The organism is Neobacillus sp. S1227 (assembly GCF_055385255.1).
The window spans coordinates 900,350-912,417 of sequence record NZ_AP038276.1 but is presented as its reverse complement, the minus strand read 5'-3'; the positions used below and the strand labels follow the sequence as shown (position 1 = coordinate 912,417).

Genomic DNA, 12,068 nt, shown 5'->3' with positions numbered 1-12,068 from the left:
TACTAAATCTCTATGATAAATTCACTGATGGATTCAGGATCCTTACCTAATTGCGTTTGGATCGTGCTAAATTCAGCTTGGGAGATAGCCGTAAACTGAAGGGTGTCCCCCGTACGGATAAAAAACGGCTCCTCCCGGTCAGGACGATAAATCTCAAGCGGTGTTTTTCCAATAATGTTCCATCCCCCAGGACATTCAATCGGATAAATCCCCGTCTGGCTGCCGCCAATGCCAACCGTCCCCTTTGGCACTTTTGCCCGCGGATTCGGAAGCCTGGGTGTCGCTAATTTTGGATTTAACTCTCCAAGGTAAGGGAATCCAGGTAAAAACCCTATCATATAGGTGGTATATACCGTTTGGGAGTGAAGCGAGATAATCTCGTTGTCCCGCAATCCGGTATGCTCCATCACTCTTTCCATATCCAAAGCAAATTCTTCATTATAACAAACAGGAATTTGTAGTTTTCTAGATTTCCAGTCTAGTTTCCCTTTTGATTGATGTTCCCATTTTGCCAGTACCGACTGAATGAAGGGCTCTTTTTTTTCCAAATCCTTCTTCAAATAAACCGTTACCGTGTGATAGCTTGGGACCACTTCTTCAATTAAAAAAGATTCTTTTTCCAACATGTGACAGAAGCTTTGCACCTGGTTAAAGATTTCTTTCCCAACCTGATTGCTGAAAGCAAAGCGAATGCTGCGTTCCCCTGTGATGTTTACTTTTGGAAAAATAACCTTTGTGCTATTCATGTTCCGCTAACACTTGAATGCAAGTGTAGATTCCTCGTTTTAAATCCTCATGTGACCAGCTTGGGATCTTCCCGTGCTGAATCGCAAGCTCATGGGAGGCAGGAATATGAATAAAACCGGAAGGCATTTTCTTGTTCTGTGTTTTTGCATAATGCAGACTTTGATACATGACATGATTACATAAATAAGTTCCTGCAGTATTAGAGATTTCAGCCGGTAGACCTGCTTCCTTCAATTGGTTAACCATGGCGCGAATAGGCAGAGTTGTCATATACCCATCTGCACCCTCTTGCTGAATCGCTTCATCGACAGGTGTGTTGCCGTGGTTGTCTGGTTCCCCGTCATTGACATTGATGGCAATTCGCTCCGGTGTCATTTTAAAGCGGCCGCCCGCCAAACCTAAGGAAATCACAGCGTCCGGCTTGATGGTCTCTAGGTGTTCTAAGAGCTGTTTCCCAGCTTTCTTAAAATCTACCGATAAGATTTCACCATGAATCTTGTAGCCGCCAATTTCCTGGCCGTTCAGTTCTTCTACAATTCGCATTGTAGGATTGATCGTGAAGGATAGAAACGGTTCAAAGCCTGTTAGTAAAAGTGTTTTCATTGAAAAAACCCTCCCCGTGGTTTTAAAAAATTGCTTATTAAAAAGATATCTACGGAAACTTTAAATATATCTACGAATTTTATATACATATCTACGAATTTCCAATTATATCAGCAAATCTATAAATAAATCAGTGTTTTTACAATCGAATCGGCCTGCTCCGTTCCAGTGCGAAGCCGTTCCGCTCATCTCGCTTGACCTCGATTTCAGCCTTTTGAAGTGCCTCCAAAATCGCTAAATCAAAGACTATGTGCGCTTCGACGCAGCTTTGAAGTACTTCGCCGTAGACGACTTCATCGGCTGTTTCAGAAATGATTTCAGCCGCAATCCACTCTGGGTACCTCGAGATTCCTATTGTTCTATAAGACGGTGCAACAGAAGCGGAGCGATAAAAATGAATCCCCGGTGCCTCTTCAATTGGAAAAACATTCGGCAGCCATTGGTTTCCGAACTTGATAAAACGCTCTTGCCAGTAACCATTCTCTTCTTCAATCCGAGTTCCACGAATCCGGTTGCTGACCTTACCAACGATTTTATCTACATTTTCATCGTGAAGGTTCCGATACTCGCCGTTCGATAATCTGGCGATGCCGTATATTTTCGCACTTGGCAAAAAGTAAGATACCGGAAACCGCGGCGGGCTGTTATAGCCGGCAAATGGCTGCACCCACTCATGTGAAGGGATGCCGTGATCATCAATGATGACATCAGGTGCCCATCTCTTCAGCACTTCGGGATAAATATTGGCTTCTCCGAAAACCGTTTCGTGGAAGCGTACTAAAGAATATTCCAAGCCTACCGCGTTGTACCTGGCCGCATGATGCTTCCATTCTGGATGCTCTTCCGTCAGCTTGGTGAGCAATTCATAGCCATCCGGGTTCGCCAATGGAAGAATCACCACGTTGACTTCCTTCAGCCAGTTTTCATACTCAGACGCGGCACGATCGATAAATTGAAGGATCGCAGGTGTACTGGAAACCTCATTCGAATGATGTCCTGCTTCAATGAACACAGTCTTTTTAAAAAGGGACATTTTCAAAGGCGAATAAAACTCTTCCCCTGCGTCTAAGAAACACTCGATCACCGGAATCGCCTTCCCTAGATAGGAATAGTCCGGATAGACAATACGATATGGTGATGGCGTGTTCAGCCATTGCTGGACATCGGGATGTATATGCTTGCCCGGTTTTTCAAAGTTCTTAATTTCAAGGGTTACGTCCTCTTCTCCATTCGACATAATGGCTTCTGAGAACCTGCCATCATCCGTAAAGGAAATCGCTTTTGTCACCAGGTTTTCCAGCGGCTTATCTTCCCATTTGTACACGCGAATCCGAGCTTCTGGCTTTTCGCCGACTCTTACATGCATAAATGGATGAACGCCCCCAGGTGCATCAAACGACTTGCCTTCTAGTTCTTCTCCCATATAGGCAAAATAATCGAGGGTATTAAAATAAAGGTCTTCGTGGAGTGCTTCCAGTGTAGAAATACGTTCCTCGTCCACTTCAAGCTTGTGTTCCTCTTCACTCATCCAGACATCGATTTCAATCCGGTCGAATAACGGACGGTTGCGGCCCTGGCCGGGATTGTAATTCGAAACTTCTTTCCTAACCTTCGGCAGCACTTCTTCGACATAATAACAGTAAAAGCGTTCTCGATCCGTTTGAATAAGATGTTCTTCTTTACGTTCTCCATCGCCATTAATGCGAACGGCACTTGATACAGGATAAACATAACGCTTATGATCCAGGTAAGGCAGCTTCGATACAGGGACTTCCAGACAGCCCGCAAACTGCCTCTCCTCTGTCTCATTCCATATATGGACCTCATATGTATGGTCAAGGTCCTTCACCAGCTTGAATTGTACACAATCTGCCTTAAGACCCAGCTTCTCTTCTAGGCAGCGGTCCACAGGATACAGCTCCTGTATCCAGCGTATCGGCAGCTCGAGACCCAACTCTCCCTGTTCCTCCAGAACATAAATATCCATTCTCGTAATGTTCTCCCCTGCCTTTTGCAAGGAAGGCAGAATCTCTTCCATAAGCCAATGAAAACCGGGCTTAAAGGCGGAGCGGATGGATAGAGAGTGAATGTCTGGAAAAATTGCTTTCCACTCAGCCGCCAGACGGTTTCTTACCTCTAATGGTTCTGATAAGAAAATCTCAACTTTCGCTGACTCAAGATTCTTGGATTCTTCTAATACCTTGAACGCCAAGTCTACTTCCCGCTCACCGGACCATTCTGATTCAAATAAAAGCGGGGCTTCTTTTTTCTGGGATAATAGATACTCTTGTTCCCAATGACCAAATACTCCTCCTTCGCTCCAATGCTTGGCTTTCGCCAATTCATTCAGAGCGGCAGGTACTGCTTCCTTCTTCCCGATTAAGCGGAGTTGGTTTGAATCTACAAGCTCGAGCACCGTTTTATCGGGGCCCTCTTTTATTGCAAACTGAAACCGGGCAGCCGGATTCCCCGTAAGCGGAAAAATGATACTTGTAGAGTACATTGCGGCTCTAGCAGCAAAATAACAAATCTCTCGTAATACGCTTGTTGTGATCAATGGTTTTTCAACTGATATATTTAGGTTTAATAGTTTCGAAGGCGAGGCTTCCTTATTTTTACCAACCCCCGAAAAACTCCAAAGATGGCTGAGGCTATCAATATCGGAATAAACTTTGTTAAAGTCCTCCTTGTTTGTGCCTACATTAGCTGAAGCCCCCGCTTCGGCCATTTCTTCCTGGCCCCAGTTCACCGCAACCAATTCTGCCCCGGCATACAATTGGCCATCTCTTAATTCGATAACCAGACTTTCCCTACCGGATTCCGGCTTCATCGCTGCAAGTAACTGCAGGAACAATGACAATTCCGATTCATTTTTATAAGAAAAAGTAATTTCTCCGTTTTCCCATCGTGCTTCTGTTTTAGAACTTGAACCAGCAAAACGAATATTCACGGCCTCATCACTTGGTTCAAAAAAGGTGAATGATAGAGAAGTAGTTTCAAATCCCAAACGGGCAGAGAAATCGATTAAACCTTCCGGCGCCAGTCCCTCCGGTAAATCGATAAAAACAGAAACTCCATCTACCACACCATCGCTATTTTTATCCCTTAGAAGTCCATCCTTCGTCCAAATCGCCAGGATATTATTCAAGATCATCACCTACATCTTCATATTCGGGTCAAACTTGTCACGCAGCCAGTCCCCAAGTAAATTGAACCCTAAAACAGTCAACATAATCGCGATCCCTGGGAAGGTTGCCGTCCACCAGGCTGTAGTGACATAGTTACGGCTGTCAGCAAGCATGCCTCCCCAAGAAGGTACTGTCGGGTCAACGCCCAATCCTAAGAAGGTTAAGGAAGCTTCTAATAAAATAAATTCCGCAATATACATCGTTCCCAGAACGAGAATTGATGACATAACATTCGGTAAAATATGCTTACGAATAATCCTGAACTGAGTGCCGCCGATGGCTTTTGCCGCCTGAATATATTCCTGCTCCTTCAGCGAAATCACCTGTCCTCTGATGAGACGGGCAAAACCGACCCAATACGTTAATCCTAGAATAAGGATAATTTTCCAAATCCCCGTTCCAAGGACACTCATGATCACAATCGCAAACAGGATAAACGGAAAGGCTAATTGAATATCGGCCACCCGCATGATTAAATCATCCATCCATTTTCCAAAGTAACCGGAAATCAGGCCAAGGATGGTTCCGATAATCATGGAAATCAATACGCCAAAAAAGCCAACCATTAAGGAAATCCTTGCACCATAAATGATCCTGCTTAATAGGTCGCGCCCCACCTGGTCAGCCCCGAGAAGAAACACGGACTTGCCGGTATCGTCAGCCCAGGACGGCGGTGAAAGCCTCGAGGAAAGGCTAGCCTTAATTGGATCAAACGGTGCAATCCATTGCGAAAATAGTGCACAGCTCACGCTGAGAAGAACAAGTAAAATTCCAATGAATCCGGCTGGGTTTTTTTTCACAAAACGCCAAAAGCTTTGAAGAACGGTTCTTTTTTTCGGAAGAAGGGCAACCTCCTCCTGAACCTGCTGCTGTAAGGTTGTCATGCTCGTCCACTCCCTCCGGTCTTAATTCTTGGATCAATCAATGAATAGCTTAAGTCAACAATTAAATTTACTACCACCATGATAATGGCTAGGAAAATGACGCCGCCTTGAATAACAGGATAATCACGCTGGTTAATGGCATCGATGATCAAACGTCCGATGCCAGGCCATGAGAAAATCGTTTCCACGATAACCGTTCCGCCGAGCAAGGAGCCAAATTGCAGACCAAGGAAAGTTACAGTCGGCAGCAAGGCATTACGGAAAGCGTGCTTGATAATAACGGCCCAATCGCTGATCCCCTTTGACTTTGCTGTTGACACATATTGCTGATTCATGACTTCCAGCATGGAAGAACGGACGAGTCTTGCCAAAATACCGGACAGAATCATCCCTAATGTAATTGATGGCAAAATCAGATGCTGCGGTCCATCAAACCCTGAGGAAGGCAGCCATTTTAAGTTAACGGCAAAAATCAAAATCAGCATGATTCCTAACCAGAAGTTTGGAAAGGAAATACCCATCAAGGAAAAAATACGCCCGAAGAAATCGACAACGGTACCACGCTTGACGGCTGAAATAATTCCGACCGGAAATGCGATTAAGATAGCAACAATTATTCCGCCAATGGCAAGCGCTAAAGTTGCACCCGCTCGTTCCATAATTAAATCCATGACCGGCATATGGCTGCGAAACGACTCGCCAAAGTCAAACGTTACTAGACCTTTTAAAAAGATTAAATATTGCACATAAAGCGGCTGGTCGAGCCCAAGATTTCTTCTTACTTCTTCTATAGCTTCTTTTGTTGGTTCGCCTGCGGAAAACATCACCGTCACCGGGTCCCCCGTCAAGCGGATCGAAAAGAAGATTAATAATGATATCGCAAATACAACTAAAACCGTGTGAAGTAATCTTCGAATCACGTAAGCTATCATGTTATTCCTCCGTCCTCTTTGATAAAGAAAGAGATAGCATGAGGACCATACTATCTCTTTTTTAAGCCAATCAGAATTTGTAACCGGCCATTAAAACACATCGCGCTTAGAATCCCTTTTAGGAGACCGGAGCTTTAAGCGGGCAGTATTTTTATTACTTCACAGAAACTTCTTCTAGGCGCATACGGTCCTCGTGTGGCGGCTGGAAGTTTTGAACACGTTTATTGACAGCGTATAGATCAACGGCTGAGTATAAGTTAACCTCTGGTGCCAAATCATATAAAACTTTTGTTAACTCTTTGAAGATGACTTTCCGCTTTTCAGGATCAACGGTCGCACGCTCTGCTGCAAGCAGCTCTTCAACCTTTGCATCTTTAAATGATGGGTTCCAGAATTCGCCTTCGTGGTACATTAAGTATGCTGTGTTATCAAAGTCGAGCGTCCACCCACCCCAGCCATTACGGTACATATGACCGACCTTGCCGTTCGGAATTAAATCAGAGTTCATTGTTGTTCCGTCTGCAGTATGAATATTCACCTTTAATCCAACTTCTTCCAAGTAGAAAGAAACAGCCTGAGCAATCTCTTTAAAGTTTCCATCGGTACCTGGAATAAAGAAGTCGAGTGCGGTACCCTCTTTTACTCCTGCTTCTTTTAATAATTTCTTCGCTTTTTCTGGATCATATGGATATGGCTTCAAGTCAGGGTTGTTACCAAATGAAAGGTCACTTTGGAATGTGCTGATTTGCTTACCGTACCCACCTAAAATTTCTTTAATAATCCCTTCTTTGTCAATCGCGTAGTTAATCGCTTGTCTAACTTGTTTATTATCCATCGGTTTTTTCGATGTATCGAAGCGAATGGCGAATGCAGTTGGTGTACCAACCTCTTTTAATTCTAGGAAACCAGTATCTTTAACCGTTTTTGCTTGTGCCACTTCGACACGTTTCATGACATCGATTTTTCCAGTTTGAAGTTCTGCTAATCTAGTAGAAGCTTCCGGAATGACTTTGAAAGTAACCTTATCTAACTTTGGCAGACCTTCTTTCCAATAGTTAGGGTTTTTCTCTAACACGATTTCTTGGTCGCGCTTATAGCCTGTCATTTTGAATGGTCCTGTACCAACAGGGTTGTTGTTGAAGAACTCATCGCCTTTTTCTTGAACGTATTTAGGTGGTACAATAACCGCACCATAGCCCGCAAGTTTTGTTAATAGAACAGGATCCTTAGATTTCAATTTAAAATTAACGGTATATTCGTCAACAATTTCTACATGATCAATCGAATTATAGTTGGCATACTGAGGGCCCTTTTGTCCTTCTGGTCCTAATAAACGATCAAACGAAAATTTAACCGCGTCTGCATTAAACGGCTCTCCGTCATGGAACTGAACACCTTTACGCAATTTGAATTGAAGTGTGCTATCGTCCAGGTATTCCCAGCTTTCCGCAAGTCCCGGCTCCAATTTCAAATCTAGCGTACGGTCAACTAATCCTTCAAATACAGAAGTGGCCACTGTGCTCCAATCTAGCAAAAATGTATCAATTGGATCCCAGTTTTGAGGTTCAGCGCTTACACCAACAACAATTTCATTCCCGCGGTCTTTGACAGGATTCTCCTCTTTCCCTTTTTCGGAAGAGCCTGCACTGGATTTTTCACTCTTGCCTGAAGAACAAGCGGATAGAACAAGTGTGAAGCTAAGTAACAGTGCAAACAGAATTGACAATTTTTTCTTCATGCTTTTTCCCCCTTATGTTTGATTCGCTAATATTGTTTTTCCATATGGATATGGATGGTTATAGCCTAATTTCTTGGAAATTTCAGCGGCTGCCTCCCAAAGCGGTCCCACAAACTGATCCGCCTTATCTCTTGGCAGGTTGGTAGAAAAACTGGCTACGCTTAGTGCGTACTGGACTGCTCCCCAGCTATTAAAAATCGGAACGCCGATTGATGCGGTTCCTTCTTCCAATTCCGAGTCGCTGTATGAATAGCCGCTTTCCCGTATTTGCTTAATTAAGAGAAGAACTTCCTCTTTCGTTGCCGGTGTCTGGCTGGCATACTTCGTCAGAGGCTTGTCCAAAATCTCTTGAATTTTTTCCTCAGACAAAAAGGCGAGGATGGCGCGCGGGCATGCTCCCGCATATAACGGGGCGTGCCTTCCCACTCTTGTGTACAGCCGAACCGGCAGTGTACTTTCTACCTTTTCAATATATATACCCTCGTCCTGCTCCAAGGTAATCAATTGGATAGCCTCATTAAACTGTTCTTGAAGCTTTTTCATATATGGATAAGCAATCGGGCGGATATCAAATCTTCCTGCCACTCGTTCTCCCATTTCAAGGAATTTTAATCCCAGCCCGTAGCTTTCTCCGTCAATCACGAGCCCCTCCCGCTGGAAGGTCATCTTTTTTAAATAACCGAGTTCTACAAAGGTTCTTAACAGTCGTAAACACGTTGGCTTGGGGATACCTGTAAAGGTAGAAATCTCATCCAGCTTCCAGTAGGGTTTTTGTTCAGTAAAAATATCGAGAAGCTGCAAAGCTTTTTTAACGGTTTTACTCATCGCGATTCACCTGCGGCAATCTGATCCTTGGTGCCTTGATATAAATGGCAGGAAACGAGATGGCCCTCATGAACCGGCTGCAGGCTTGGCTGTTCCGTTTTACAAACATCTAAGCACTTAAAGCAGCGCGGATGAAAGGTACAGCCGCTTGGCGGGTTAGACGGACTTGGGACATCCCCTTGGAGAATAATCCGTTGCTTTTTCTGAAGCGGATGGGAACTCGGCAATGCCGAAAGCAGGGCTTCTGCATATGGATGATGCGGAGAATCATACAAGCGGTTTTTATCCGCAACCTCCACCATTTTCCCGAGATACATCACGCCAATCCGGTCACAAAAATGTTTAACGACGCTTAAGTCATGGGAGATAAAAATATAGGTTAGTCCAAACTCTTTCTGTAAATCTCTCATGAGGTTAAGAACCTGTGACTGAATGGACACGTCAAGGGCCGAAACCGGCTCATCAGCAATAATCAGCTTTGGCTTTGAAATCAGCGCTCGGGCGATCCCGATCCGCTGACGCTGCCCTCCGGAAAATTCATGCGGGAATCTGGAAAGCTGTGCCTTCGTTAGGCCTACTTGATTAGCCACTTCCAATACCCGTTTTTCCCGTTCAGTTCTGTCGGCCACCCCGAAATTGATCAGCGGTTCCTCAATGGTCTCTTTGATTTTCATTCTTGGGTTTAACGAAGCAAACGGATCCTGAAATATTATCTGAATATCTTTTCTCAGCTTTCGCATGTCGTTTTTCGAAAGCTCGGCAATATCTCTTCCTTGAAAAATAATCTTTCCTTCGGTAGGTTCTAGTAATCTAAGAATCGTCCTGCCGGTCGTACTCTTCCCGCAGCCAGACTCGCCAACGATTCCAAAGGTTTCCCCTTCAAATACATCGAACGAAACTCCGTCTACGGCTTTGACTTGCTTTAGGGTTTTCTTGCCAAAAACCCCGCCCTTTATCGGAAAGTATTTCTTTAAGTCTTGAACTTGCAAAATTGGATTTTGTGTCACAGTACCGCCTCCGAATCACCTTTTTCATAGAGCCAGCATTTTACCTTTGAACCGTTCACCTCAAATAATGGCGGTGTGTTTTTGCAGCGTTCATGGGCAAAACTGCAGCGTGCGGCAAAACGACAGCCAGAAGGCATTTTCCCGGGTGCCGGTACTACGCCTGGAATAGAAGAAAGGTACTCCTTCTCTTGATTCACATCCGGCAGGGAGGATAATAACCCTTTTGTGTACGGGTGCCTCGGACGATCAAATAGTTCGACCACTTGTGCCTCTTCCACGATTTCTCCCGCATACATGACAATGACGCGGTCGCACATTTCGGCTACGACACCGAGATCGTGCGTGATTAACACAATCGACATATTTAATTGGTCTTGGAGCTTTTTCATCAATTCGAGAATCTGCGCTTGAATCGTTACATCCAAAGCCGTTGTTGGTTCATCAGCAATCAGGATCTCCGGGTTGCACGATAAGGCGATGGCAATCATGACCCTTTGTCGCATCCCGCCGGAAAGCTGATATGGATATTCATCAAGAACTTGCTCCGGTCTTGGAATTCCGACAAGCTTCAGCATTTCTAGCGCCCGTTCTCTCGCCTGTTTCTTCGTGACGTTCTCATGGCTTAAAACCATTTCGACAATTTGCTGGCCAATTGTATAAACCGGATTTAGTGAGCTCATCGGCTCCTGAAAAATCATCGCGAGTTTTTTCCCTCTGATTTTCCGCCAATCCTTCTTCTTGAAATCCTTAAAATGAAGGCTATCCGTTTTAATATCGCCGTCGAACCACTCGACGCCTGGCGGCAGAAGCCCCATTAACGATAGCGACGTCATACTCTTCCCGCACCCGGATTCTCCCACGATTCCAAGAGTTTCACCTTTTTGCAGTGAGAAGCTGATTCCGTTCACAATCGCAATTTTATTCCCATCATCATTAATACCGACTTTTAACTTATCAATCTCTAACACTTTTTGAACCATTATGACACTCCTAACGGTTTCATTTTGTGAAATGCAATTTCATTTTATGATTTTTATAATATAGAATAATTCGAATATTTTCAATAGTAATTGATAGAAAATTATTTAAAAATGTCGAAATTTTAGATAGATTGGTAATAACTGTCGGATTTAGACCCTTCCACGTTCTTTTTATATGGGGTCTACCCTTCAAATAGATATTGAGAAATTAGCTAGTTTGTGGTTGGATTAGTATATCTGGGAGGGTTTTACAATGAGTGTGAAATTTAGATTAATCATGACTATGCTCATCTTTGGGAGCATCGGAGTGTTTGTAAAGAAGATTGATTTGAGTTCAAGTGAAATTGCCCTTTTACGCGGGGTGATTGGCAGTTTATTCTTGCTATTAGCTAGTTTTCTAGTAAAACACAATCCAGCTATGAAGGCGCTGAAAGAAAATGCTGTGCTGCTCCTTTTATCAGGCGGTGCCATTGGTCTTAACTGGATTTTTTTGTTTGAGGCATATCGGTACACGACGATTTCCAACGCCACCATCAGCTATTACTTTGCGCCAATATTTGTGATGATTTTAGCCCCTTGGATTTTGAAAGAAAAACTGACGGGCGGCAAGATTGTCTGTATCGTCATGGCTATGGCGGGATTATTTCTAGTCGCTCAGAATGGGGCTGGAGGTGCGGATGGCTCGCACAATCATGCGTTGGGGATATTATATGGCCTGTTAGCTGCGGCTTTATATGCAAGTGTCATCCTAATGAACAAATTTATAAAAAACTTATCCGGTTTTGAGATGACTTTAATACAGCTAATGGCAGGAGCTCTTGTACTGCTCCCCTATGTGCTTTGGCAGGGTCAGCTGAACCTTACTGGGTTAGACTCCACCTCAATTATTTTTATCTTAATACTGGGTATCGTCCATACTGGGTTTGCCTATTTCTTATATTTTACCTCTATTCAAAAACTCAAAGGGCAAACGATAGCTGTTCTTAGCTATATTGACCCGATTTCCGCGGTTATTATTGCAGCGATTTTCCTGCACGAAAGCATGACCTGGATCCAAATGATTGGCGGCGCCCTCGTATTGGGCTCGACATTTTTGAGTGAAAAACTAGAATTAAAACTCGCTAAAAAAGGGCAGACTCCTACTACTTCGCCGTAATAGGGGCC

The 12,068-nt window shown here is 44.0% G+C and carries 10 protein-coding genes; 1 reads left to right on the top strand and 9 read right to left on the bottom strand.

Features of this window, described 5'->3' with window-relative positions; all coding sequences use genetic code 11:
- Positions 1–2: 2 nt before the first annotated feature.
- From pxpB to ACZ5AE_RS04450, 9 genes are all read right to left on the bottom strand, one after another.
- Positions 3–746, bottom strand: coding sequence for a 5-oxoprolinase subunit PxpB (gene pxpB, locus ACZ5AE_RS04490; RefSeq protein ID WP_464569866.1), 744 nt, complete (start codon positions 744–746; stop codon positions 3–5).
- A complete protein-coding gene (gene pcp / locus ACZ5AE_RS04485) occupies positions 739–1,350 on the bottom strand; it encodes a pyroglutamyl-peptidase I (protein ID WP_464569864.1) in 612 nt (203 codons plus the stop codon). Before pcp ends, pxpB begins: the two co-directional genes overlap by 8 nt.
- Positions 1,351–1,489: 139 nt before the next feature.
- Positions 1,490–4,504 (bottom strand): M14 family metallopeptidase, encoded by a 3,015-nt coding sequence (locus tag ACZ5AE_RS04480; RefSeq protein ID WP_464569862.1) that lies wholly within the window; start codon positions 4,502–4,504, stop codon positions 1,490–1,492.
- 3 nt (positions 4,505–4,507) lie between these two features.
- Entirely contained in the window at positions 4,508–5,422 is a 915-nt protein-coding gene (locus tag ACZ5AE_RS04475; protein WP_464569860.1) for an ABC transporter permease, read from the bottom strand.
- Positions 5,419–6,354: a nickel ABC transporter permease gene (gene nikB, locus ACZ5AE_RS04470; RefSeq protein ID WP_464569858.1), complete on the bottom strand. Its 936-nt coding sequence runs from the start codon at positions 6,352–6,354 to the stop codon at positions 5,419–5,421. Before nikB ends, ACZ5AE_RS04475 begins: the two co-directional genes overlap by 4 nt.
- Before the next feature lie 154 nt (positions 6,355–6,508).
- Positions 6,509–8,092, bottom strand: coding sequence for an ABC transporter substrate-binding protein (locus tag ACZ5AE_RS04465; RefSeq protein ID WP_464569856.1), 1,584 nt, complete (start codon positions 8,090–8,092; stop codon positions 6,509–6,511).
- Positions 8,093–8,104: 12 nt separating this feature from the next.
- Positions 8,105–8,917: an IclR family transcriptional regulator gene (locus ACZ5AE_RS04460; RefSeq protein WP_464569854.1), complete on the bottom strand. Its 813-nt coding sequence runs from the start codon at positions 8,915–8,917 to the stop codon at positions 8,105–8,107.
- A complete protein-coding gene (locus tag ACZ5AE_RS04455) occupies positions 8,914–9,924 on the bottom strand; it encodes an ABC transporter ATP-binding protein (protein WP_464569852.1) in 1,011 nt (336 codons plus the stop codon). The genes ACZ5AE_RS04460 and ACZ5AE_RS04455 overlap by 4 nt, the downstream gene beginning before the upstream one ends.
- Entirely contained in the window at positions 9,921–10,904 is a 984-nt protein-coding gene (locus ACZ5AE_RS04450; RefSeq protein ID WP_464569850.1) for an ABC transporter ATP-binding protein, read from the bottom strand. Before ACZ5AE_RS04450 ends, ACZ5AE_RS04455 begins: the two co-directional genes overlap by 4 nt.
- Before the next feature lie 253 nt (positions 10,905–11,157).
- On the opposite strand from ACZ5AE_RS04450, the gene ACZ5AE_RS04445 reads away from it, so the two are divergent.
- Positions 11,158–12,060: a DMT family transporter gene (locus tag ACZ5AE_RS04445; protein WP_464569848.1), complete on the top strand. Its 903-nt coding sequence runs from the start codon at positions 11,158–11,160 to the stop codon at positions 12,058–12,060.
- Positions 12,061–12,068 lie beyond the last annotated feature (8 nt).

Excerpts from the sequence above, each read along its gene's own strand:
- ACZ5AE_RS04480 (WP_464569862.1), bottom strand. The coding sequence starts at position 4,504 with ATGATCTTGAATAATATCCTGGCGATTTGGACGAAGGATGGACTTCTA.
- ACZ5AE_RS04445 (WP_464569848.1), top strand. The coding sequence starts at position 11,158 with ATGAGTGTGAAATTTAGATTAATCATGACTATGCTCATCTTTGGGAGC.
- ACZ5AE_RS04460 (WP_464569854.1), bottom strand. The coding sequence starts at position 8,917 with ATGAGTAAAACCGTTAAAAAAGCTTTGCAGCTTCTCGATATTTTTACT.
- pcp (WP_464569864.1), bottom strand. The coding sequence starts at position 1,350 with ATGAAAACACTTTTACTAACAGGCTTTGAACCGTTTCTATCCTTCACG.
- ACZ5AE_RS04465 (WP_464569856.1), bottom strand. The coding sequence starts at position 8,092 with ATGAAGAAAAAATTGTCAATTCTGTTTGCACTGTTACTTAGCTTCACA.
- ACZ5AE_RS04475 (WP_464569860.1), bottom strand. The coding sequence starts at position 5,422 with ATGACAACCTTACAGCAGCAGGTTCAGGAGGAGGTTGCCCTTCTTCCG.
- ACZ5AE_RS04450 (WP_464569850.1), bottom strand. The coding sequence starts at position 10,904 with ATGGTTCAAAAAGTGTTAGAGATTGATAAGTTAAAAGTCGGTATTAAT.
- pxpB (WP_464569866.1), bottom strand. The coding sequence starts at position 746 with ATGAATAGCACAAAGGTTATTTTTCCAAAAGTAAACATCACAGGGGAA.
- nikB (WP_464569858.1), bottom strand. The coding sequence starts at position 6,354 with ATGATAGCTTACGTGATTCGAAGATTACTTCACACGGTTTTAGTTGTA.